The following is a 25,127-nucleotide window of genomic DNA, read 5'->3' as shown; positions in this document are numbered from 1 at the left end:
GGTAGGCTGGTCCGCTGTGAGCAACCCCATCGACCCCTATGCCGCTGAACTTCCTCCGGCCCAGCGCGATGGCCGGCTGGGCGTCGGCGTGATCTCCGCAGGGCGAGTCGGCGCCGTCCTCGGGGCGGCGCTGCGCAATGCCGGTCACCAGCTGGTGGGCGTGCATGCGGTCTCCGAGGCTTCCCGTGACCGTGCCGAGAGTCTGCTGCCGGAGGCTCCGGTGTTAGAGATTCCGGAGATCCTGCGTCGGGCGGAACTGGTCCTGCTGGCGGTGCCTGATGATGCGCTGCCGCCGCTGGTGAGCGGTCTGGCCGAGGCAGGACATTTTCAGCCCGGGCAGCTGATCATTCACACCTCCGGCCGCTATGGGGTGGGGGTATTGACCCCGGCCGAGCAGGCCGGCGCCATCACTTTGGCCATCCACCCGGCCATGACGTTCACCGGCATGAGTTTGGACCTGGATCGGCTTTCTGCCTGTGCTTTCGGGGTGACCGCGGATGAGACGGTCCTTCCAGTGGCGCAGGCGCTCGCGGTCGAGATGGGCGGGGAGCCGGTGGTGATCGCTGAGGAGGATCGCGGCCTCTATCACGCAGCGCTGGCGCATGCTTCAAATCATCTGAATATCCTCTCTGCCCAGGCCAGTCAGCTGCTGACCGGGATCGGCGTGGATCAGCCTGAACGGGTGCTGGGGCCATTGATGCGCGCGTCGCTGGATAACGCGCTGGCCTCTGGTGAGAGTGCGCTGACGGGTCCGGTGGCCAGGGGCGATATCGGCACTGTGCAGCATCATCTTGAGCTTCTTGCTGATCCGCAGTTGCCCGCTGATCTACGTGCGGCCTATTCGGCCATGGCACGTGCCGCCACCCAGCGTGCCCTGGATCGCGGCCTGATCAGTGAGGATACCGCTGCTGCATTATTGGATGTCCTGCCCTGATCTTCTAGGGCTGCCGCGGTGTGCGCAAAGCCACCTCCCAACGGTCAAATCGCGGCCCCAAGCGTGACTACACTGTCCGGGTGAGAAAACCGCAGGTCTTCACCACGGTCCAGGACTTCCGCGCCGCTCTGGCCGAGTTCGTTCGCCGCCACTCCACTCTCCGTCCCACTGTGGGAATGGTGCCCACCATGGGTGCATTGCACAGCGGACATGGAGCACTAGTGGCCGCCGCCCGTGAACAGGCAGATATCGTCATCGCCAGTATCTTCGTCAACCCCTTGCAGTTCGACGACGAGACCGACTATCAGCACTATCCGCGCAGCCTGGATGCTGATCTGCAGCTGCTGGGAGAACAGGGCGTGGATCTGGTGTTCGCGCCCACGCTGGAGGAGATGTACCCCGGCTTCCCGGAGACCCCGCAGGTCAGCCTCACCGCAGGAGAGATGGGTCGCCTCTGGGAGGGAGCCTCCCGCCCCGGGCACTTCGACGGCGTGGTCACCGTGGTCGCCAAACTCTTCAACATCATGGCGCCGCCGTCGCCGGCGAAACTGCACGCCTGGTTCGGCCAGAAAGACGCCGAACAACTGGCCATCATCACTCGCATGGTCCAGGACCTGAACCTGCCGGTGACGGTGCGCTCTCTGCCGATAGTCCGTGATGAGAACGGCCTGGCCCTCTCCAGCCGCAATCAGCGGCTCTCCGTCGAGGATTATGAGGCCGCCCTGGCCATCCCGCAGTCACTGTTCGGGTTGAGGCAGAACGTGGAGAACGGGGACCCGCTGGGGCTCGACGACGCCGTCGCAGTGCTCAACGAGGCCTATGGCGTGGACCTGGATTATCTGGTGGTCGTGGACCCCGCCACCCTGCAGGAGCTGCCGCCTGAGGATGGCCCCCTGCAGCAGGAGGCTCTGGCGATGATCGCCGCGCGGGTGGGACCGGTGCGGCTGATCGACAATATGGTGCTGACACCCGCCTCCGCAGCCTCAGACACCGCGCGCTGACCACTTCCGCCGCAAGACGTGCGCTGTGGCTGCCGGGCGGCCTCCACGCTCAGCCGAATGTGACGCAGGAAACGCCCGCGTTACCCGCGCGGCGGTAGATTGGTGTGCCATGAGCACTGCTGCGTCTTTCCCCCATATCGATGAGTCCGTCCGCCCACAGGATGACCTGAACCTCCACGTCAACGGTCAGTGGCTGAAAACTGCGGAAATCCCTGCAGATCTGGATGCCTACGGGTCCTTCCTGCAGCTGCGGGATAAGGCCGAAGCCGATGTGCGGGCCATCCTGGAAGACGCCGCAGAAACTGCGGGCAGCTCCGCTGCAGCAGATGACGACGACGCTATTGCCCAGCGCATCGGCACCTTCTACGCCGCGTTCATGGACGCCGAGCGGGTCGAAGAGCTCGCACTCGCTCCCATTCAGGACCAACTGGACCAGATCGAGGCGGTCAGTTCAGCCGCCGAGCTGATGCGCCTCTCCGCGGCATGGCAGCGCCGCGGAATTGACGGCCTGCTGGCCGCAGGCGCCGTGCGCGACGCCGGCAACCCCGAGCGCATGCTCTGGCATATCTTCCAGGACGGCCTCGGTCTGCCCGATGAGGCCTACTACCGCGAAGACACCCACGCGGAGACACTGACGAAATACCAGGAACACCTGGTCCGTCTGCTCACCCTGGGAGGACGTGAGGATGCCCAGGAGGCGGCTGCCGCCGTCGTCGCCCTGGAGAAGCGACTGGCCTCCCATCACTGGGACCGGGTCACCACCCGCGATGCTCAGAAGCGCTACAACCTGAAGACCCGCGCGCAGGCCCTGGAGCTTATGCCGCTGCTGGAGGAGGCGATCAACGGCTGGGGGCTCACCGAATCCCAGGCTGCTGAGATTGTCATCGGCCAGCCCGATGCGCTGCCCGGCTTCCAGCAGGCCCTGACCGAGGAGCCTCTGGAGTCCTGGAAGCACTGGCTGCGCGTGCAGCTGCTGCGTGCTGTTGCCCCGCTGCTGCACACCGAGCTGGTCAACGAGCATTTTGACTTCTACTCCCGCACGCTCAACGGCACCCCGGAGCTCAAGGAACGTTGGAAGCGCGGCGTGGCGCTGACCAACGCACATCTGGGCGAGGACGTGGCCCAGATCTATGTGGCCCGCCACTACCCTGCAGAGGCTAAGCAGGCGATGGATGAGCTGATCGCTGCGCTGATCGAGGCTTACCGGCGTTCCATCTCCCGGCTGGAATGGATGGGGGAGGCCACCCGCGCCAAGGCGCTGGAGAAGCTGGAGTCCTTCCGGCCACTGGTAGGTCACCCGGCGCGCTGGATCGATTATTCCGCCGTGGAGGTCAGCGCTGATGACGTCGTCGGCAATGTGGCTCGGGCAACTGAGGCCGCATGGGAGCGCGATGTGCGCAAGATCGACGATGGCCCGGACCCGGAGGAATGGCATATGACTCCGCAGACGGTCAACGCCTACTATCACCCGCTGGAGAACGTCATCTGTTTCCCAGCGGCCATCCTGCAGCTGCCGTTCTTCAGCGTGGAACGGGATATGGCGCAGAACTTCGGGGCCATCGGCGCAGTGATCGGACATGAGATCGGCCATGGCTTTGATGACCAGGGCTCCCGCTACGGTGCCGACGGTTCACTGACCAACTGGTGGACAGATGAGGACCGCGCGGCATTCGAGGAGCGCACTGCGAAGCTGGAGGGCCAGTTCAATCAGCTCAGCCCCACCGTGCTTGGCGATGAGCACACAGTCAACGGTGAGCTGACCCTGGGGGAGAACATCGGCGATCTCGGCGGCATCGGTATTGCCCACCAGGCCTATAAGCTCTGGCTGGCGGCGAAGAATCAGGACATCAGCATCGCTGAGGTGGCCGGTCCGGATACCGAGGACGACGACGCCGCAGAAGGCCTCACCGGGGATCAGCGCTTCTTCTACGCCTGGGCTCAGGGCTGGCGGCAGATCATCCGGCCCGAACGTGCGCTGACGCTGCTGAGCATTGACCCGCACAGCCCCGCAGAGTTCCGCGCGACCCAGCCGGTGAAGAATGTGGAGGCCTTCCATGAAGCCTTCGGCACCACAGAGGGCGATGGCATGTATCTTCCTCCGCAGGAACGGGTGACTATCTGGTAGGGCATGTTCTACTACGCCGCGTAGAATGGCGGAGTGAGTGACCAGAATTCCGCGCAGCCCCAGACCGATGCCGCCCAGATCGATACCAATGACCAGCGTGCGGTGCGCATGGATAAGCGTGCCCGGCTGCTGCAGCAAGGACGTGCCGCCTACCCGGTGACCGTTCCGCGCAGCGCCTCGCTGGCCGAGGTTCGCGAGCGCTTCGACGGCAAGGTAGAAGCAGGTGAGTCCACCGGGGAGACCGTCTCGGTGACCGGACGTGTGATGTTCATCCGCAATACCGGAAAGCTCTGCTTCGCCACCCTCCAGGAGGGCGGCAGCAACGGCGACGGCGTGCGCCTGCAGGTCATGCTGTCATTGGCCGAGGTGGGCGAGGATGCGCTGGTGGAATGGAAGTCCCTGGTGGACTTAGGCGACCACGTCAGCGTCACCGGAGAGGTCATTGCCTCTCGCCGCGGTGAGCTCAGCGTCATGGCCACCACCTCTGCGCTGGCCTCTAAGGCCATCCGCCCACTGCCAGTGCTGCACGCAGACCTCAATGAAGAGACCCGTGTCCGGCAGCGCTATGCGGATCTGATCGTCCGTGATGAAGCACGCCAGATGGTGTACCAGCGCGCGGCTATTACTCGCTCCATCCGTGACACCCTGCACTCACATCAGTACGTGGAGGTGGAGACCCCTATTCTGCAGCTGATCCACGGTGGTGCCCAGGCGCGGCCCTTCGAGACCCACCTGAACGCTTTTGACCAGGACATGACCCTGCGCATCGCCACTGAGCTCTACCTCAAGCGGGCCGTGGTCGGTGGGATCGACCGGGTCTATGAAATCGGCCGGGTCTTCCGCAATGAGGGCGTGGACTCCACGCACTCACCGGAATTCACCATGCTGGAGTCCTATGAGGCATGGGCCGATATGTACGTCATGGCCGAGCGGATGCAGGAGATGATCCGCAATGCGGCCGACGCCGCCGGAGTGGGTCGCCAGATCCAGACCGATAAGGGTGTGGTGGATCTCGACGGCGAATGGAAGTGGCTCAGCGTCTACCCCGGCCTCTCCGAGGCAGTGGGTCAGGAGATCACCCCGGACACCGACGCTGAGATCCTGCGCGCGATCGCTGCTGAGCATGAGGTCTCCATTGACCCAGCCTGGGGTGCGCAGAAGCTGGTGATGGAGCTCTTCGGCGAGATCGTGGAGCCGCAGCTGCTGCAGCCGACCTTCGTCTGCGACTACCCGCCGATCGCTCAGCCGCTGGCTCGTGCACACCGTGAGAAGCCCGGCGTGATTGAAGCATGGGACCTGATCATTGCCGGCATGGAGACCGGTACGGCCTTCTCCGAGCTCATCGACCCGGTGATCCAGCGTGAGCGGCTGGTGGAGCAGTCCCGCAAGGCTGCTGCAGGTGATGACGAGGCTATGCAGGTGGATGAAGATTTCCTTCGTGCCCTTGAATACGGTGCTCCGCCAATGGGCGGTATTGGCCTAGGTATTGACCGTTTGGTGATGCTGTTCACAGGGACTGGAATCCGGGAGACAATTCTCTTCCCACTGCTCAAGCCAGAGGCTCAGTCAGGGGACTAAACAATGGACAATTTCTGGATGTACTTCGAGGTCCTGGCACCCTCAATTGGTGTAGGGCTGGTGTTCTGGCTGGCGATTCGCTCGATATTCCGTGCCGACCGGAGCGAGCGTGCCATGGAGGCAAAAGTCAGGGAAGAAGTAGCACGGAAATATGAGTCGGGCTCAAAGTAAGCTGGATTTTTCCTGAAGATTTTCTGGCTTGACGGGAATTACTAATTCCTGGCAGACTACCACCGTTGTGCTCGCGCTTTTTTATGGCGCAATGTGATTTCAGCGCGACTATGAGGTCCCCATTCAGGAGCGCCTCATCGCGTGACTTAAAGCAGTGAGGTGCTGTAAATGGCAAAAAAAATTGAAGAGGTCTTGGTTGACGATCTTGACGGTTCGCCGGCAAAAGAGACCGTGACCTTCGGCCTTGACTCCCGTTTCTATCAGATTGATCTCTCTGAAGAGAACGCCAAGGAACTGCGTGAGGCGCTGAAGAAGTACGTCCGCAAGGGACGCCCGATCGCCCCGCCGTCGCCGCAGAATGAAGCCAAGCAGATCCGCGAGTGGGCCATTGCCAATGGCCACCAGGTGGCCAAGCGTGGACGACTGCACCGCGACATCGTTGAGGCATACCGCAACGCCAAGAAGCGCTGACAGTCGAGTCAGTCTTCCTAAGATTTACTGCCAGAGGGCGGGGACCGAGCTGATCGGGTCCCGCCCTCTTTGCGTGTATCGGCACAAGGTGCCCGGGATGGGCGTCGTCGTACTTTTCCCTGTGGCGAACAGGCGTGGCAGTCCCGCCGCTGACCCGTAGCCTTGAACCCTGGAGCAATACTGCTTAGGGAGTGTCAGTTGGCAATGTTCGAGAGATTCACAGATCGCGCACGTCGCGTCGTCGTGCTGGCCCAAGAAGAGGCCCGCATGCTCAACCACAACTACATCGGCACCGAGCACATCCTGCTCGGCCTCATTCACGAGGGCGAGGGCGTGGCCGCCAAAGCGCTGGAGTCCCTCGACATCTCGCTCGGTGGTGTGCGCGAGAAGGTGCAGGAGAAGATCGGCCCCGGCCAGAACGCGCCGTCGGGCCACATCCCCTTCACCCCGCGCGCCAAGAAGGTCCTGGAGCTGTCTCTGCGTGAGGCGCTTCAGCTGGGCCACAACTACATTGGCACCGAGCACATCCTGCTAGGCCTGATCCGTGAGGGTGAGGGCGTGGCAGCGCAGGTGCTGGTAGAGATGAACGCAGACCTCAACAAGGTCCGCCAGCAGGTTATCCAGCTGCTCTCCGGTTACTCCGGTGGACAGCAGGAGAAGGCCGGAGCTGGTGTGGGCCAGGGCGGGGGATCCGAGGGAACCCCTGCCGGTTCAGTCGTACTGGACCAGTTCGGCCGCAACCTCACCGCAGCAGCCCGTGAGGCACAGCTGGACCCGGTGGTGGGCCGCGACTACGAGCGTGAGCGCGTCATGCAGGTGCTCTCCCGCCGTACTAAGAACAACCCGGTGCTCATCGGTGAACCCGGTGTGGGTAAGACTGCTGTGGTGGAGGGCTTGGCTCAGGCCATCGTCAACGGCGATGTCCCGGAGATCCTGAAGGACAAGCAGCTCTACACCCTGGACCTGGGGTCCTTGGTGGCAGGTTCCCGTTACCGCGGTGACTTCGAGGAGCGTCTGAAGAAGGTGCTCAAGGAGATCCGCACCCGCGGGGACATCATCCTGTTCATCGATGAGATTCACACCCTGGTGGGCGCAGGTGCCGCCGAGGGTGCCATCGATGCTGCCAATATTCTCAAGCCCATGCTGGCCCGCGGTGAGCTGCAGACCATCGGTGCCACTACCCTTGACGAGTACCGCAAGCACATCGAGAAGGACGCTGCCTTGGAGCGCCGGTTCCAGCCGATCCAGGTGGCAGAGCCTTCGGTGGAGACCACAGTGCAGATTCTGCGGGGCCTGCGTGACCGCTACGAGGCCCACCACAAGGTCTCCATCACTGAGGACGCGCTTGAGGCAGCTGCGAATCTGGCTAACCGGTACGTCAATGACCGGTTCCTGCCGGATAAGGCCATCGACTTGATCGACGAGGCAGGTGCCCGGCTGCGGATCCAGAAGATGACTGCGCCGCCGGAGCTCAAGGAGTACGACGCGAAGATCGAGGATGTCCGGCGGGAGAAGGAAGCCGCCATTGACGCCCAGGACTTCGAGGGTGCTGCTGCGCTTCGTGACAAGGAGCAGAAGCTTGTCCAGGAGCAGGCTGATAAGAAGGAAGCCTGGGAGCGTTCCAAGGATGATGAGATCGCTGAGGTTGATGCTGATCTGATCGCCGAGGTCCTCGCATTCTCCACCGGTATCCCGGTCTTCAAGCTCACTGAGCAGGAGTCTGACCGGTTGCGCCGGATGGAAGAGGAGCTGCATAAGCGGGTCATCGGCCAGGACGAGGCCGTGAAGAGTCTCTCCCGCGCCATCCGCCGCACCCGTGCCGGCCTGAAGGACCCGAATCGGCCCTCCGGCTCATTCATCTTCGCTGGCCCCACCGGCGTGGGTAAGACCGAGCTGGCCAAGGCGCTGGCTGAGTTCCTCTTCGGCGATGAAGAAGCCATGATCACTCTGGATATGTCCGAGTACCAGGAGAAGCACACAGTCTCCCGGCTCTTCGGTGCGCCTCCAGGCTATGTGGGTTATGAGGAGGGTGGACAGCTCACTGAGAAGGTGCGGCGTCGTCCGTTCTCCGTGGTTCTCTTTGACGAGGTGGAGAAGGCTCACGCGGACCTGTTCAACTCGCTGCTGCAGATCCTGGAAGACGGTCGCCTGACCGACTCGCAGGGTCGCGTAGTGGACTTCAAGAACACCGTGATCATCATGACCACCAACCTGGGCACCCGGGATATCTCCAAGGGTGTGATGACCGGCTTCACCAGCTCTGAGGACACCACCACCAACTATGAGCGGATGAAGGGCAAGGTCAACCAGGAGCTGCGCCAGCACTTCCGGCCCGAGTTCCTCAACCGTGTGGATGACACTATTGTCTTCCCGCAGCTGGAGCAGCAGGAGATCGTCAAGATCGTGGACCTGTTCGTGGATCGGCTGCGCAAGCGTCTGGCGGAGCAGGCCATGACTATGGAGGTCTCTACCGCGGCACGTGAGTTCCTTGCGGAGAAGGGCTATGACCCGTCAATGGGGGCCCGCCCGCTGCGCAGGACCATTCAGAGCCTGATTGAGGACCAGCTCTCCGAGCGGATTCTCTACGGCGAGATCCCCCATGGCGCGGAGATCACCATCGGGGTTCAGGGCGAGGGTGCGTCTCGTGAGCTGACCTTCGACTGGAAGATGCCGGTGGAGCAGATCGAGGCTGCTGAGGAGCCGGCTGCTATCGAGAGCTGACCTGCAGCAATAGCGTCACAAAGGAAGCCGATGTCCGTGAGGGCATCGGCTTCCTTTTTGTTTCCCTGTTCAGCTACGGCGCAGGTTGAGGGTCGTCATGAAGTGTCACAGAAAAAAGTACCCGCTCAGGGGACCACTACTGGGACCAAGTAATTGCATCACACGAGACCTAGTAATCGCTGATCCGCCTGACTAGGGATTTTGCGCGAATACCAGGTATGAGTTGCGGACCTATACCCGGTAAAAGTAACTAGTAATAAAATTCGCGAGCCGGAAAGATGGGGCCTGTAAAAAGCATGACGAAGCCTTGTGAATAGCTGATTCCACTGGCTAGCGTCGGACCTGTTGGGCGATTTACGCCCAGATCGGGACCGACTTTTTGCACAGGGGGGACTCCCAATGGGGAAGTCATCAACAGCGACGTCGCAAGATGTTCAACAGCCCAGGAAGGGCGCAGCCAAGCGCTTGACCGCTTACCTGACCGCGGGCCTCCTGGCCCTGACCATGGGGGGCGCCGGTCTGGCTCCGGCCCATGCATATAGCCCGGAAGACCCCAGCCAGGCCCGGGCTGAACTCATTAACCTCGATGCCCTTGGCTTGGATGTTCTTGATGCCGGAAGCTCAGAGTCAAGCTGGCCCACTGATCCAGGTGGAGCTCCTCAGAACATCGACGTCGAAGCACTAGGGCTGATTGGCATCCAGCTTCCTGCGTTGGGACTGCCCTTGATCGGGGAGAACGGCCTGATTGACCTCGACGGCGAGACTCTGGGGCTATTGGGTACCTGGGCCGATTCTCCCAGCGCTACTGAGTCCCACGCCGCTGTAGGTCTGGTCGGCGGTGACGGAACCATCAGCACCAACGCCGAGGACCTGGCAGGTTATGAGCTTGCCACGTTGGACCTGACCGCTATTACTCCAGGTCTCACGGATGGCGTTGTTGACGCAGTGGCACTTGAGCTTGGTGCCATCGCCTCTGAAGCCAGCGTAGTTAATGGAGAAATCAGCAGCAGTTATGCCGTGGCAGATGCGCAATTGCGCATAGATGCCCCCGTCCTAGCTGGTGTCACAGGCGCAGTCGATTCCACTGTTGATGTTCTCAATGGAACACTGGCAACGGCTGTCGGCCCCGAGGGGGCGATCCAGGGCGTCCTAAATGCACTGGACTTCGATCTAAACGTCCTGGGACTCGTGCAAGTAACTACCGGTTCTCCAAGCGTGAGCGTCAGCACCGACCTCGATGCGGTCACCGCTGGTTTGCTTGAGGAACCCATCGTCAGTGAATCCGGGCTTGTTGCCCTGGACCTCAGCACAGGCGAGGTCATTGTGGACCTCGCACAGTTGATGGAAGGCCAGGACGGACTCAACGGACTGCCTGCGAACACTGATCTCTTGAGCGAGGACAATCTCAATCGGATTGTCTCCGAGCTCAATACCCTGGTGACGGTGGATCTCGTGGGTGTGGTCACGGAAGCTCTTGAGACAGCACTCAATGAGACAGAGTTGGTAATCGACCTGAATCCGAACTTGAGCGGTGCCGGCGGACTTCTGCAGGGCGATATTAGCGTCACGGTCCAGGGCTCCTTGGCTCAGCTCAGCGGCCAAGGTGATTCCTCGGATCTGTTGAGTGTTGAGGGCGGTTTGAGTCTAGTCATTCCGTCGCTCCTACCGTTTGTTCCGGACACCGTTATTCCGATACCGGTCGGCTCGCTCCTCGGTGCTCTGACAGAGCCTGTAGTCAATCAGCTGCTGCCTGGTCTGCTCTCCCCTGTAAGCACTCTCCTGCTAAACGCCGGACCCGTGATCGGTGGAACCCTTGCTAACGTCACTGAACCTGTTCTGAGTGCTTTGAGCCCGGTTCTTGTAGGACTGACAGAAGTTGCTACCGTACGCATTAACGATCAGCCCACGGAACGCGATGCTGAAGGGTATCTGGGCGAAGGATCCTTCTCCGTCAGCGCTCTGACGGTAGAACTGCTAAGCCTCGGTACAGGCGGCGGCGCCATTTCCCTGCCGTTGGCAACCTCTAGCGTGCTGGCGCAGGATGAGTACAACCCGACTCTCACAGCTGAACCTAGCCAGGTCCTTGAAGGCGACACTGTCGCAGTCACTGGCGAGTACTGGGACCCCACCTCGGATATCACTGTGACTGTCACGGGACCTGAAGGTTTCGAGACGGTTGTCCTCGATGAGATTGAAGTAGCTGATGACGGTTCTCTCGATTTCACATGGCAGGTATCGTCAGGTGCGCCGTTAGGCGATTACACCGTTACAGCAAGTCAGGGTGAAGGTGACGATGTCATCCAGCGTGAGGCCGGATTCAGTGTCGTCACAGAGCTTGACCCTGCCTTGACCCTGCCAGAAACGGCAGCACCTGGTGAAACTGTTTCTATTGGTGGCAGTAATTTCACTCCTGGGACTGTTGATGTCACCCTCACGCCGGAAGGTGGCACTCCCGCCACCATCCCCGGTGTCGAAGTTGGAGAAGACGGTAGTTTCACCACCGAGTGGGACGTTCCGGCGGAACTGCCTGACGGCACGGTGATCACGGTGACTGCCACCGATCCGGACTCCGATGAGCCGCTTGCAGAGGGTACCTTTACTATTGTTGAACCCGAGGCGGAGTTTGAAGGCACTGTGTCTGCGGACCCCGCGGAACGAGCCCCCGGGCAGGCCACCACCGTCACCGGCGGAGGCTGGGACCCCGCATCTACGCTTGTTCTTCGACTGATCGACGGTGAAGGTAACACCGTTGCTACCTACCCGGGTATTGCCGTGGACGAAGAGGGCACATTCAGCCACACCGTCACTGTCCCGTTAGGGGCCGCGCTAGGTGCGGGTGCTATTACGGCGACGCAGAACGGCAATGTGGCAGAGGACGTGCTGACCATCCTGGACCCCGCCGACGTCTACGCCGACGCCGCTATTGAAGTAGATAGCCCTGTTGCCGCCGGTGACCCTGTAGAGGTTGTTGGAACCGGCTATATCCCCAACTCTGCAGTGGACGTTGTTATTACCAATGCAGACGATGCAGAGGTGGCAACTCTGTCGGACGTCGCAACTGATAGTGAAGGGAACTTCACGGTCTCCATCACAGTTCCAGTAGGCACAGCTCCTGGAGAGGGTTACATCGTCTCGGCAGCTGACACAACTTATCCGGATGTTATGGATTCGGCTGACTTGGAAGTCACTGAGGTGATCCTGGAACCAGAAGTTGCTCTGGCTCCGGTGACGGGTCCTGCTGGTACTGAGGTGACTGTGGAAGGTTCAGATTTCCTGCCCGGACCTGCGAATATCACTCTGGTTGACGCTGCTGGGGTCTCTCATTCCCTGGGAGCAGTCGAAGTCGCTGCGGATGGGACCTTCAACCAGCAAGTGACTATTCCAGACGGTGCCGCCGGTGCAGCAATCGTCACGGTGACATCGACTGCTGACCCGGAGAACAGTGCCTCGGCCGCTTTCAACATTGAAGAATCTGAGGATGGGGCAGAGCCTCCGGTCTTCACGGTGACACCAAGTGAGGGTGCCGTTGGAGACTCCATCGAGTTCAGCGGTGAGGGCTGGACTGCCAACGAAGAAGTCGCGGTCACGCTCGTCGAAGTGACTGAAGACGGCGAACCTGCGGTCATCGAGCTCGGCACGGTAACTGCCACCGCTGAAGGCGAGATTTCCGGAAGCTTCCTAGTCCCTGCGGGCGCGGAGCCGGGAAGTGCTCTCATAGTGGCTTACGAAGTTGAGGACCAGGGCACTAGTGCAGCCGCAGAGTTCACCGTCCTGGAGCCGGATCAAGTTGATCCGGGGGATTATGACCCAAGCATCTCCTACGAGCCTTCTCCTGGTGTTGCGGGTGAGGGACTGACTGTTACTGGTACCGGTTATCGTCCTGGTTCCACGGTGATCGTGGAGATTTACGGGACTGATCCGGATGCTCCGGAATACCAGTACTCCGAAGTCGAGGTTGACGCCGAAGGTGGCTTCACCCATACCTTCACGGTTCCGCAGGATCTGGAAGGCGATTACACTCTGCGTGCCGCGGATTCTGAAGTCCCGGAGATCTCCGACGAGGCAGTCCTGACGATTGTCACGGGTGAGGATTCGGTCTTTGATCCGAGCATCACTGTTCCGGAAGAGGCAGCACCGGGCGATGAGATCGAGGTCGTCGGTGAGGGCTTTGATCCGGAGCAGGGTGAGGTTGAGGTTGTCATCGTTGACCCGGAGACCGGTGATGTGATTGCTGGTCCTGTGACTGGCACCGTGGATGAGAACGGTGATCTGAGTGTTGAGATCACTGTTCCTGAGGGTGCTGTGCCGGGTGATTACTCGGTGGTGGTGACTGATCCGGAGACTGATGAGGTCCTGGCTGATGCTCCGATCACTATCGTTCCCGCAGATGATGAGGATCCGGTCTTTGATCCGAGCATCAGTGTCCCTGAAGAGGCAGCACCAGGTGATGACATCGTCGTCGACGGCACCGGTTTTGATCCGGAGCAGGGTGATGTTGAAGTTGTCATCGTTGACCCGGAGACCGGTGATGTGATTGCTGGTCCTGTGACTGGCACCGTCGATGAGAACGGTGATCTGAGTGTTGAGATCACTGTTCCTGAGGGCGCTGTGCCTGGTGATTACACCGTGGTGGTGACTGATCCGGAGACTGATGAGGTCCTGGCTGATGCTCCGATCACGATCGTTCCGGCTGAAGACGACGGAGAGGTAGGCACCGGCAACGAGAACATCGCTGCTGATCCCGCCAGCATTCCGGCTGGCAGCAGCACGGCTGTCACGGGTGCAGGCTTCGAGCCCGGTAGTACCGTGAACCTCGAAGTGCGCGATAGCGAAGGTATCTCGGTCTTCGTGCCCGGTGTGCAGGTCGGCGATGAAGGCACCTTCACTCGCCAGGTGACTATCCCAGCTAACCGAGCCGCGGGCGACTACACGATCGTCGCAGTTGACCCGGCCACCGGCACCCAGTTGGCGGAAACACCCCTAGAGGTGACTACCGCTCCTTGGGACGGTGTGGTTGATCCAGCCATCACGGTGACCCCGGATGAAACTGAACCAGGCGGGCGAGTGCTCATCGAAGGTTCCGGCTTCGATCCGGCAAGCCAGACCGCCACGGCTGAACTGGTAGGACCCGATGGCGAGACCGTGGCTCTGCCACCGCTGACCATTCGGCCAGACGGCACAGTACTGCAGCTGGTGACCATCCCGGCGGACACTGTCCCCGGCGACTACACCATCCGTGCCACCGATCCGTCAGTGCCGGAGGAACCCGCGGAAGCTCCGCTCACCGTAATCCCCGCCAGCGATGACGGCGACGATGGCGAGGTCCGCGTTCCCGGCGTCGTTATCACTCCGAATCCTGTGGATCCGGGTGAGGAGGTCGTCATCGAAGGTGAGGATCTCGAGCCCGGTACCGAAGTCGATGTGATCATCGTGGACGGCGATGGCAATGTCATCATCGAGGTTCCCGGTGTGCCGGTGGATGAGGACGGCGGCTTCGAAATCACCGTTCCGATTCCCGAGGACACTGTCCCCGGTGACTACACCGTCATCGTGCAGGACCCCGACTCCGGCGAGACCATCGTGGAGGACGACTTCACGGTGAGCGAGCCAGATGGTACGGATCCAGGTGATGGGGAAGAACCCGTGGTCGAGCCCACCTTCCAGGTGGTGCCTGACACCGTTGACCAGGGCGGGTACGCCGTTGGTATCGGCGGCAACTGGACTCCCGGGACGAACGTCACCCTCCAGATCACTGATGGTGCCGGCACCCCCGTGGGTGCGCCGGTCACCGTAGAGGTGAACGAGAACGGTCTATTTGCCGGCGTGATCTCGGTGCCAGCGGATGCAACTCCCGGCAGCTACACCGTGGTGGCAAGTGATGGCGAGCGCAGTGAGACTGCGCCGCTGACCATCGAAGAAGCCACCGTGCCTCCGGGCGACGGAGACGACGACGATGAGGACCCAGTCCGCCCGCCAGGCCCGGAGCAGCCCGGCATCCCGGAGGATGAGCCCGGATTCACCACCGATCCCACCAACCCTGCCCCAGGCGAAGAAATCATCATTGATGGTGAGAACTTCGATCCTGAACTCGGCGAGGTTGAGGTGATCATCGAGGATGAGGATGGCAACCGTACTCCCATCGGCCGCCTGCCGGTTGATGAGGATGGCAATATCAACGGCCCCGTCACCATCCCCGAGGACACTGAACCCGGCGACTACACCGTGATCATCACCGACCCTGAGACCGGTGATCCCGTCGCGGAGGCTCCGATCACCGTGATCCCGCCGGACTGGGCAGATCCTGATCCGGTCGATCCGGACGAGCCTGAGCTGCGGGATCCGGTCATCGGCATCGAGCCCGGTGAAGTTGAGCCGGGGCAGAGCATCATCATCGGAGGAGGAAACTGGACCCCAGGTACCGAGGTGGCCGTGCAGATCACTGACGGTGCCGGGAACCCAGTAGGCGACCCGGTGGTCATCACTGTGGATGAGAACGGCCTGATCATCGGTACCGTGACCGTCCCTGAGGGCACCGAGCCTGGCCAGTACACCGTAGTGGCCTCCGACGGCGAGCGGACAGCTACCGCGCCGCTGACCGTGGTTCCCACAACCGACGATGATGACGATGATGACGACGGCGATGAGGGCGACGCTGACTCCATGCGCGCCGTGCTCAGCGACCCGGTCCTGCATCGCGGTGACGAGCAGACGGCCACCGTCGTCGGTGTGGCACCAGGAACAGTGGTGTACGGCGCCACGGATGACGGCGCAGAGTTGGAGCCCGTCACGGCTAACGACGATGGCCGTGCAGTCTTCACCTGGACCATCCCGCAGGGGGCTGACCACGGTGACTACACCTTCACCGCCACGGCGGAAGGTTACGAGACCGTCACTGCCTCCTACACCGTGGACCCGTACTACGACATCGCGGTGGAACACGCGGTCAAGGCGGTCGGTGCCGAACAGATCGGAACCGCGTGGGGCTACGCGCCGGGAGAGGTCGTTCAGGGGTACATGAACTCTTACCCGACCATCGATCTGGGAACCCAGGTTGCTGACGAGAACGGTGTCGTGACCTTCACCTGGACCACCCCGGCAAACACCAACCCCGGTTGGCACACCTTCTCAGCACATGCTGAGGGCGCGCCGGACCTCTCGGTCCAGTTCTACGTCACTGCCGCAGACGACGACGGCGCAGGCGACGGCGACGGAACAGGTGACGGAGATGGCTCAGGTGACGGTGACGGTGACGGTGACGGCGCAGGAACCGGTGGCCCCGGAACTGATGGAACCGGCAGCGGTACCGACGGCTCCGGCGCAGGTCCGGCAGGAGGCAGCGGGGCTGGGGCCGGTGCAGGATCCGGAACCGGCGGTGGCGCACTCGCCAGCACCGGTGTCCAGGGTGCAGCGGCGGTCGCTGGAGTAGCGATACTGCTGCTCATCCTCGGCGGAGTCATCCTCGCCACCATGCGGCGCAGGGCAGCTCAGAACACTGAGTAAGCCGCACAGAAAAACTGAATAGCCACTTCCGGGTGTGCTCTGGGTTCGCTCAGATCACACCCGGAAGTGCGACCAGCTCCTTGTCCTCAGCCGCAAGCCCATCCCGCAGCAGGGAATCCAGGCACCGCACGCGCTGCTCCATGTCAGCCGCCGGCAGCGGCAGGGTCTCCAGAAGCACACTGCGCTGCACCGGTTCGCCAGTACGCAGCACCGCCATCATCGCTCCGCGCACCTGCCGATCAGTCCCAGCCCAAGCCTGCCCGCGGGTCTGCTGCTCCTCGGTCGCCGGAGGTGAGCCGGCCGCCCGCCACGCACAAAGGTCCTGCACAGGGCACTCAACGCACTTCGGAGCCCGAGCAGTGCAGATCAGCGCCCCGAGCTCCATGGCGGCAATATTCCAGGTGCATGCGAGCTCGCCGTCGTCGTGAGCGGTCTGCGGCATCACATCATGAGCCAATTTCCGCTGCTGGGCGGTATAGGTCTTCCCCGGCAGCGCATGCCCGGAGAAGACCCGGGCATGCACCCGGCGAATATTGGTATCCACCACCACCTCCGGCTGATCGAAGGCGAAGCAAGCGACAGCGGCCGCCGTGTACTCGCCCACTCCCGGCAGCGCCAGAAGCTCCTGGCGGGTACCAGGCACCTCGCCACCATGGCGCTCAACAATCGCCTGAGCGGCGGTCTGCAGCCGCAGAGCTCGGCGCGGATAACCCAGCCGATCCCAGACAGTCAGGATCTCCGCTGCCGATGCCGCGGCAGTGACAGCCGGGGTCGGCCAACGGCGCATCCACTCCTCCCAGCGAGGCAGCACCCGAACCACCGGCGTCTGCTGCAGCATGATCTCTGAGACCATCACACCCCAGGCCGAGCAGTCCTCACGGCGCCACGGCAGATCGCGTGCAGCTTCTGAATACCACTGCGCCAACCGGAAATGCACCGGCTCGGGATCCGGACTCCAGGTGAAATCGGCACGCGGGGCGCCTAGGCCTGGGGCACTTGGACCTTGTGCACCCAGGTCGGGTGCTCGTGAGTCTGGAGCGGCTGAATCTGGGGTGGTCACAGCGGTGAAGTCTAATGGCCGGCCGGTGAAGCCTTAAAAGTCGCATCCGCATGTCAGAGGCCCCGGCTACTGTGGTGCCATGGCCAAGAGCAAGACCACCCCGAAGTTCGAATGCACCGAATGCGGCTGGCAGACGGTGAAGTGGGTTGGCCGCTGCCCAGAATGTCAGGCATGGGGCAGCGTCGAAGAAAAAGGCCAGGTCACCGCGCGGACTACCGCCGCCCGCAGCGCGGCCGCCCCGGCTAAGACCATTGCTGACGTCGACTCTTCCGTGGCCGAGTTCCGCGCCACCGGCATCGGGGAGCTGGACCGGGTCCTCGGTGGTGGGCTGGTGCCCGGTGCCGTCATCCTCATGGCGGGCGAGCCTGGGGTTGGCAAGTCCACACTGCTGCTGCAGGCCGCCTCAGCGGTGGCAAGAACGCACCCGGAACAGCCCGTGCTCTACCTCACCGGTGAGGAGTCAGCCGCGCAGGTCAAAAAGCGCGCCGAACGCATCGATTCCCTCGCAGATAAGCTCTACCTCGCCGCCGAATCAGACCTCGGGCAGGCGCTGGCGCAGATCGAAGAAGTCGCACCCCAGCTGACCATCATGGACTCAGTCCAGACGCTGTCCTCAGCAGAGGTCGACGGCGCCGCCGGCGGTGTGACCCAGATCCGTGAAGTCACCGCCGCCATGATCGAAGCCGCTAAAAGGCGGAACATGACCACCATCCTGGTCGGTCACGTCACCAAAGACGGCAATATCGCAGGACCCCGTATGCTCGAACACCTCGTGGATGTGGTCTGCCAATTCGAAGGGGACCGGCACTCCCGGCTGCGGCTGCTGCGCGCGGTGAAGAACCGCTACGGACCAACCGATGACGTCGGCTGCTTCGACCTCGGCGAAGACGGGCTGACCTCACTCTCCGACCCCAGCGGACTCTTCGTCTCCGCGATGACCGAACGTGTCCCAGGCACCTGCATCACCATCACCTTAGAAGGCCGGCGCCCGCTCACCGCCGAAGTCCAGGCCCTGGTAGCCGAGTCACAAGCCTCCCAGCCGCGTCGAGCAGTCTCCGGACTCGACTCCCCACGAGTCTCCATGCTGCTGGCGGTCCTGCAACGCCGCGCTAAACTCACCGCACTGATGAAATCTGAGGCCTATGTGGCCACAGTCGGGGGAGTGAAGATCACCGAACCCGCTGCAGACCTCTCCATCGCTCTCGCCGTAGCCTCAGCCGCGCTGGAGAAACCACTGCCCAACAGATTCCTTGCCTTCGGTGAAGTCGGACTCGCCGGGGAAGTGCGCCCAGTCTCCGGACTGCAGCGCCGCCTCCAAGAAGCCGCCCGCCTAGGCTTCACCCACGCCATCGTGCCCAAAAACACCACTGACAATGCAGTCCCAGAAGGAATGACCGTCCGCGAAGTCGGGTCCCTGCCAGAAGCACTGGCGCTGCTCTTCAAAGACTGAACCCCGGGAGCCGGCGGCATGGAAGCCCCGCGACCTGTGAAACCCAAGTCCTGTGAAAGCCAAGCTCGTGATGTCAGTGACAGTCCAGCTCAGACACCGCGGCTGACCCATAGACTCATCATGTGAGCCCATCAGCCGCCAACTACTTCACCCACCTGCTGCGCAGTAGCGGGCGAGTCATCCGCAACCACACGCGTGTGGGCTTCACCCGGGCCAAACGCTCCATCATCCCGGCGCTGCAGATGACAGTGGCCGGAGTCGGCGCATTCGTCCTGGCGCAGAACCTGCTCGGACATGACCAGCCCATCTTCGCCGCCGTCGCCGCCCTGCTGGCCACGGGGTTCACCAAAGAACCCCGGCTGCGCAAAGTCATCGAGGTCGCCGCCGGCTGCACCCTCGGAGTCTTCCTCGGCGACATGCTCGTCCACGCCATGGGGGCAGGATGGCTCACCGCCGCCATCGTCGTCTTCCTCTCAGTGATGCTCGCCCGTTTTCTGGACCCCGGGCCCACCTTCGCCATGCAGATGGGCCTACAAGCACTGCTGGTGGTCATGCTGCCAGCGCCAGTAGATGCCGCATTAGGGCCGTTTGCCCGCGGTGCCGACGCCGTAGTGGGCGGAGGCACCGCACTGCTGATCGCCCTGCTGACCCCCAAAGACCCACGCTCAGAACCGATCCGCGAACTCAAAGCCGTCGCCGACCAGCTCACCCGCTCCCTACGGGAAACCGCCGCCGGAATCCGCGACTCAGACTCCCGCGAAGCCTGGCATGGCCTCATCCGGGCCCGCGGCATCCAGCCGCAGCTCGATGAGCTGACCAACGCCATCAACAGCGCCCGGGAACTCATCAGCTTCTCCCCGGCACACCGGCGGCACCGGCACTACATGCGCCGGATCCAGCGCACCGCAGACAAACTCGACTTAGCCGTGCGCACCATGCGGGTGATCTGCCGTCGCGCAGTCTCCACCATCGACCACGCCGCCTTAGATGATGAAGGCACCAGCAACCTGGCCGCGATTCTGGAGGACCTGGCTGAAGGCACCACGCTGATCACCCGGGCCGTAGCCGAATCCGGGCCCGGCTTCGACCGCGGAATGAACGCCGCCCAGAAATCACTAGTAGCCGTGGCAGTGCAGCTTCACCCCAAGCGGCTGGGAGTCCACAACCTCGAAGGCGAGACCATTGTGCTGCTGGTGCGCACCATGGTGGTGGATCTTCTGGAAGCTACGGGCATGGACCACGACGTTGTCCTGGACCACCTGCCGACGCTCTGAGTAGCCACACCCTGAGTGGCCACACTCTGCTCAGCCACGCTCGGCGCAGCACCAGCGCTGGCAGTCGGTAGCAGTCGAAGAATCAGACCCGCTCGTAGAGTTCCCGGTACTCCGGCGGCACCGGATAACGGACTCGCTCACCGCGCGGGCTCGGCACCGGGGCTCCGCGCATCCTGCGCCCGGCCTCTGCGCCGAAGAAATTGATGCCAGCCCCAGCCAGCAGGAACGCCGGGCCAAAGGACAGCAGCGCACCGGCAAGCCAGTGCCACAGCGTGGGATCGTCCATAGCCGCGAAGATCCCGGACCAACCACCGGCGAAGAGGAAGCACAGCCCGGCCGCGGCCGAGAGAATGATCCCAAAGAACCAGCACAAGGCTGCCGCTGGCGCGACCGAGGGCTCCTCCTCGTAGATGACTGTGTTGCCCTTGGGGTCAACGCGCATGATCAGCCAGCCACCCACCAGCCCCCACACAGCCACTATCAGGTAGGCGGCGATCATATCGCTGGGCCGGTGCCAGGCCTCAATGAAGATATAGGCACCCCAGCCGCCGCCCCAGAAGGCTGCCAGCAGACCAATGAACGGACGCTGCCGAGGGCTGGCCACTAAGAACACCGCCACCGCCACAGAAGCGGCAATAGTGGCATGACCGCTAGGCAGTGAGTTCGCTGTCCAATACTCCGGGTTATTCGCCAGATCAGGCCGATCCAGCCACCCGTACTTCAATACCTGGGTGGAGATATTCGCTGCCACCACGGTCCCGATAGCAATCAGTGCGCTGAGGAACTTCTGCCGAGCCAACGTGATTCCGGCGAATAGCACCGCAGCCGGAGCCACAATATAGACCGCGATCCAGCGGTTCTCCGGATTCAGCGGCGGCAGCGGATGCTCAAAATAATCCGCGGTGATGCGCATGACGTTGTCCAGAATCTGCCCCGAGGTAGTGCGCACAAAGTACTCGTAGAGCAGGATGAACAGTGCCGAGCACAGCAGCATCCCCGCAATCCACAAGCCAGTGCGCCGGGCAGGCGGACGAAGCGGAGTCGAGGCGGCAGACATGCTTCCCAGTATCCCAGGTCGACTGAATAAACACCGAACATTCCGGTTCAGTCCGCACCGCCCGGATCCGAAGTTTCCGCCCCACCAGACCCATCCGGCCACCTGCGCATGCTCCGGCTCCTAGACTGGGCCCCATGACCGGCCCAACTCACCCAAGCGTTGACGAGGTGCTCGACGGCGCCGTCGTCGTCTCCCTGCCTATGCGCACCCGTTTTCGCGGCCAAGACGCTCGTGAACTGATGTTGCTGCGCGGGCCGCGCGGTTGGGCCGAGTTCGCGCCGTTCCCCGAATACGGCCCCCAGGAGTCTGCCCAGTGGCTGGCTGCAGCCATTGAGGCCGGCTGGAGGGGGCTGGGTGAGCCGCTGCGGCACAGCGTGCCGGTGAATGCGACCATGCCGGCGGTGGACGCTGCCGGGGTGGACCAAGTGCTCTCCAGATATCAGGACGCCGAGGCGATTCCGGCGGTGAAGATTAAAGTCGCTGAACCCGGACAGAACCTCCAGCAGGATCTGGACCGGGTCGCCGCCGTGGCGCGGGCGTTGCCGGATGCCGGGCTGCGCGTCGACGCCAACGGGGCGTGGAGCATCCCGGAGGCCGTAGAGGCGTTGGAACAGATCGCCGCGATCGCCGGGGCAAGATTCGAATACGCCGAACAGCCGGTGGCTGGAGTGGAGCCGCTGGCTCAGCTGCGCGAAGAGCTGGTCCGTGCCGGAGTGCCGGTGCGGATCGCTGCGGATGAGGCCGTACGCAAGGCGCAGGATCCGCTTCGGGTGGCCCAGCTGGGGGCAGCCGATCTCATTGTGGTCAAAGTCCCGCCGCTTGGCGGAGTGCAGCGTGCCCTTCAGATCGTCCAGCGCGCCGGGCTCGACGCCGTGGTCTCCTCAGCACTGGACAGCTCAGTGGGACTCACCGCGGGCCTCGCACTTGCCTCCCGACTGCCGGAGCTGCCCTTCGCCTGCGGGCTCGGAACTGTGCCGCTGCTGGCCGCCGATGTGTTGAGCTCTCCGCTTGTCCCGGTCTCCGGTGCGCTCACCGTGCCAGTGGGCGACGACGGCGCTGTGGTCGCTCCCGAGCCCGATCCGCAGCTCATTGCCCAAAACCGGGCGGGCGCAGAACGTCAGGCCTGGTGGGAGCAGCGGCTGCGCCAGGCGTACCACGAGCTGCCGTAGCCGCCGTCGGCGTCTGACCGGGCTGAAACCTGCCGATTGTGGCGGAAACGGCGTTATTCGGCAGGTTCTAGCCCGGTGAAACTCATCCTCCGCCCCGCCGGACGAGGCCTGCCGCTTAGGATGGATCCATGACTTCTGGCCGGCGTCCGTTCCGCGAGTTCGATGACTCCTATGACGCCGAATCCCTGCGGCTGGCCCGCCGCGTGATCCGTGGGCTGAGCCTGACGATGCGGCACGTGGTGCTGGCGCCTGGATCGCGCTCTGCCCCGCTTGCCTATGCGCTGGCCGAGGCCGAGCAGCTCGGTGTGCTGGACGTGCATATGCGTATTGATGAACGCTCCGCTGCCTTCACCGCCCTGGGCCTGGCTATGTCCACTGGTCAGCCCGCCGGAGTGGTCACCACCTCCGGCACCGCGGCGGGAAACCTGCTGCCTGCGGTGATGGAGGCCGATATGGCCGGTATCCCGCTGGTGGTGATCACCGCCGACCGACCCGAATCCCTCCACGGCACCGGAGCCAATCAGACCGTGTGGCAGCAGGGGATGTTTGCCGGGCGGGTGCGCGATGAGCTGCATATTGACCAGTCCTTCATCGCCGAGGGACAGGTCCGCCTGGAGCCGGAATCCCGCGACGACATGCTCGCAGCCGAGACCCAGGCGGCGCTGCTGGTCCGTGCCGCAGTGACCGCCACTGCCCGTAGCGCACCGGGCCCGGTGCACCTGAATATCGGTTTCGCAGACCCGCTGGTGCCCGAGGAGGTTCCCACCCCGCAGGCAGGAATCCAACGTTGGGCGCGCAAGGGAGTGATCCCGGCCCAAGAGCGTGAACGGCTGTACCAGCAGGCACGTTCAGGCTCGGTGAGCCCGGCCGAACAGTTGGAGGCCGCAGCCCTGGGGGAGCGGCTTGGTTTCGACTCCGAGCCGCTGCAGCCTACCGCTGGTTCCTCGGATCAGCCCTCTGCCGATGCGCAGCAGACCATCGACGACGCTGCCCACGAGCCGGTCACCCGCACCCTGTTCGTGATGGGGCACGGGGCCCAGCGTGAGGCCGTTGATTTCGCCGTGCGCACAGGTCACCCGATGCTGGCCGAGCCCACTTCGGGTGCGCGGTGGAGTGACCTGGGCGCAATCCAGGCCTACCGGTTGCTGCTGCAGGCACCTCGGGGCAGTGCGGGGGAACAGCTGGTGGCGCAGACCGAACGCGTCGTCGTCGTCGGGCGACCTACGCTGACCCGTCCGGTGCAGCGGCTCATTGCGCGCCAGGACATTGAGGTGCTGCATTACGCCCCGGGCGCTGAGCCCTGGCATGATCACCGGCTGCCGCGCCGCATCATCACCGATCTGCGCGAACTCGCTGGGCTCACCGGCACCGCCGCTGCGGGCTGGCGGCAGGCTTGGCAGGATGCGGGGCTGGCAGCTCAGCGGGTGATTGACGCAGTGCTGCGTGAGGACGAGCAGGAGCACAGCGCGCCCAGTTCGGTGCGTGCTGCCCAGTTCGTAGCCGAAACGGTGCGCACCCCGCTGCTGCTGGGCTCTTCCTCGGTGATCCGGGATGTAGATCTCACCGCGGTGCTGACTAGGAGTCTGCCCGGCAGCGCGGGAACTCAATCGCTCGACGGCGCGGGCCCGGGCGGCCGACCCAGGGCGGTATATGCCCTGCGCGGGCTGGCCGGGATCGATGGCAATCTCTCCGCCGCCAGTGGGGTGGCCCTTGCCGCTGGGGAGCGGATCACCGCCCTGGTGGGGGACCTGACGTTCCTCCATGACGTCAACGCGCTGCTGCTGCCCTCCACGGAGCAAGTCCCGCAGCTGGACATTGTGGTGATCAACGACGGCGGGGGCGCCATCTTCGACCAGCTCGAACATGGTGCGGTGGGCCGCCGATCAGGACAGGCCGAATCGGTGGAGCGACTCTTCGGCACCCCGCAGGACGTGGACATCGAAGCACTGGCTGATGCCTACCACCATGAGTACTACTTTGCTGAGACTCTGCAGGAGCTGGGGGAGGCCCTGGCTCACCCCGACGACAGATTAGGCATGCGGATTATCGAGGTGCGCACCGATCGAGTCGGATTGCGGGACCTGCACCAGCGCATCAGCGAACGCGTCGCTGAACTCTAGCTGGCCGCGTCCGTCTCCTGCCGCCAGGTGTCCCAGCCCCAGCACAAGCAGAATGGGTGTCCGGCCGGATCGGCGTACACCTGGAAGCCGGTGGACGCGTCCAGATCGCTGGAGGCCTTGAGGAATTCCGCCCCCAGTTCAAGGGCGCGGGCGTGCTCGGCGCGGATGTCCTCGACGAAGAAGTCCAGATGGATCTGCTGCGGCTGCCCGTCGGGCCACTGCGGTGGCACATGATCGACTACCCGCTGAATGGCTACCGGGTAGTCGCCGTCGAGCTCTATTTCGTACCAGTCCTCGTCGGAGCGCTGCACCTTGCCCTCCAGCAGAGCCGCCCAGAACTGGGCGACCTCCTCGATATTGGCAGCATCCAGAACAATGACCTGTCGGGAGAACCTCATGGGCCCATCCTCGCACCGACACCTGCCGAAGCCCAGGGTTCACAGACCACAGTTTTACCCGGGCTTCGGGGTTTTACCCGGGGGTATACGGGCAGGTA

The 25,127-nt window shown here is 63.2% G+C and carries 15 protein-coding genes; 12 read left to right on the top strand and 3 right to left on the bottom strand.

All coding sequences use genetic code 11. The features are described from left to right. Positions 1–16: 16 nt before the first annotated feature. The 8 genes from ABEA23_RS02250 to ABEA23_RS02215 all read left to right on the top strand — a co-directional run bounded on the left by ABEA23_RS02250 (position 17) and on the right by ABEA23_RS02215 (position 16,501). On the top strand, positions 17–934 hold the full coding sequence (locus ABEA23_RS02250; protein WP_345476460.1) for a Rossmann-like and DUF2520 domain-containing protein: 918 nt from the start codon (positions 17–19) through the stop codon (positions 932–934). An 80-nt stretch (positions 935–1,014) separates the two neighbouring features. Next, the gene (panC, locus tag ABEA23_RS02245) at positions 1,015–1,935 is read left to right on the top strand and encodes a pantoate--beta-alanine ligase (RefSeq protein ID WP_345476459.1); all 921 of its coding nucleotides are present in this window, start codon (positions 1,015–1,017) and stop codon (positions 1,933–1,935) included. A 109-nt stretch (positions 1,936–2,044) separates the two neighbouring features. After that, positions 2,045–4,060 (top strand): M13 family metallopeptidase, encoded by a 2,016-nt coding sequence (locus tag ABEA23_RS02240; protein WP_345476458.1) that lies wholly within the window; start codon positions 2,045–2,047, stop codon positions 4,058–4,060. 33 nt (positions 4,061–4,093) lie between these two features. Continuing rightward, on the top strand, positions 4,094–5,638 hold the full coding sequence (lysS, locus tag ABEA23_RS02235; RefSeq protein WP_345476457.1) for a lysine--tRNA ligase: 1,545 nt from the start codon (positions 4,094–4,096) through the stop codon (positions 5,636–5,638). 3 nt (positions 5,639–5,641) lie between these two features. Beyond that, positions 5,642–5,809 (top strand): hypothetical protein, encoded by a 168-nt coding sequence (locus ABEA23_RS02230; protein ID WP_345476456.1) that lies wholly within the window; start codon positions 5,642–5,644, stop codon positions 5,807–5,809. 168 nt (positions 5,810–5,977) lie between these two features. Further along, positions 5,978–6,280, top strand: coding sequence for a histone-like nucleoid-structuring protein Lsr2 (locus ABEA23_RS02225; RefSeq protein WP_044493714.1), 303 nt, complete (start codon positions 5,978–5,980; stop codon positions 6,278–6,280). Positions 6,281–6,484: 204 nt separating this feature from the next. After that, on the top strand, positions 6,485–9,001 hold the full coding sequence (locus tag ABEA23_RS02220; RefSeq protein WP_345476455.1) for an ATP-dependent Clp protease ATP-binding subunit: 2,517 nt from the start codon (positions 6,485–6,487) through the stop codon (positions 8,999–9,001). Positions 9,002–9,466: 465 nt separating this feature from the next. Next, on the top strand, positions 9,467–16,501 hold the full coding sequence (locus ABEA23_RS02215) for a choice-of-anchor G family protein (RefSeq protein WP_345476454.1): 7,035 nt from the start codon (positions 9,467–9,469) through the stop codon (positions 16,499–16,501). A 49-nt stretch (positions 16,502–16,550) separates the two neighbouring features. Here ABEA23_RS02215 and ABEA23_RS02210 read toward each other — a convergent pair whose 3' ends face one another. Continuing rightward, entirely contained in the window at positions 16,551–17,438 is an 888-nt protein-coding gene (locus ABEA23_RS02210) for an HhH-GPD family protein (RefSeq protein WP_345476676.1), read from the bottom strand. A gap of 202 nt (positions 17,439–17,640) precedes the next feature. On the opposite strand from ABEA23_RS02210, the gene radA reads away from it, so the two are divergent. Together radA and ABEA23_RS02200 are read left to right on the top strand one after the other, a co-directional pair. Further along, a complete protein-coding gene (radA, locus tag ABEA23_RS02205) occupies positions 17,641–19,011 on the top strand; it encodes a DNA repair protein RadA (RefSeq protein WP_044493716.1) in 1,371 nt (456 codons plus the stop codon). A 122-nt stretch (positions 19,012–19,133) separates the two neighbouring features. After that, positions 19,134–20,285, top strand: a complete 1,152-nt coding sequence (locus ABEA23_RS02200) for an FUSC family protein (RefSeq protein WP_345476453.1) — start codon at positions 19,134–19,136, stop codon at positions 20,283–20,285. Positions 20,286–20,367: 82 nt separating this feature from the next. Here ABEA23_RS02200 and ABEA23_RS02195 read toward each other — a convergent pair whose 3' ends face one another. Further along, positions 20,368–21,342, bottom strand: coding sequence for a phosphatase PAP2 family protein (locus ABEA23_RS02195; protein WP_345476452.1), 975 nt, complete (start codon positions 21,340–21,342; stop codon positions 20,368–20,370). A gap of 134 nt (positions 21,343–21,476) precedes the next feature. Here ABEA23_RS02195 and ABEA23_RS02190 point away from each other — a divergent pair, with 134 nt between their 5' ends. Next, positions 21,477–22,511: an o-succinylbenzoate synthase gene (locus ABEA23_RS02190; protein WP_345476451.1), complete on the top strand. Its 1,035-nt coding sequence runs from the start codon at positions 21,477–21,479 to the stop codon at positions 22,509–22,511. Between the two features lie 128 nt (positions 22,512–22,639). Next, a complete protein-coding gene (gene menD, locus ABEA23_RS02185; protein WP_345476450.1) occupies positions 22,640–24,631 on the top strand; it encodes a 2-succinyl-5-enolpyruvyl-6-hydroxy-3-cyclohexene-1-carboxylic-acid synthase in 1,992 nt (663 codons plus the stop codon). Here the strand turns inward: menD and ABEA23_RS02180 are convergent. Further along, the gene (locus ABEA23_RS02180) at positions 24,628–25,029 is read right to left on the bottom strand and encodes a VOC family protein (RefSeq protein ID WP_345476449.1); all 402 of its coding nucleotides are present in this window, start codon (positions 25,027–25,029) and stop codon (positions 24,628–24,630) included. The genes menD and ABEA23_RS02180 overlap by 4 nt on opposite strands. Between the last annotated feature and the right edge of the window lie 98 nt (positions 25,030–25,127).

Origin of the sequence: Nesterenkonia rhizosphaerae, from assembly GCF_039544555.1 — a bacterium.
GTDB classification, from domain to species: domain Bacteria; phylum Actinomycetota; class Actinomycetes; order Actinomycetales; family Micrococcaceae; genus Nesterenkonia; species Nesterenkonia rhizosphaerae.
Note: the sequence above shows the minus strand (reverse complement) of the source record. Positions and strands in the feature narration are given on the sequence as shown.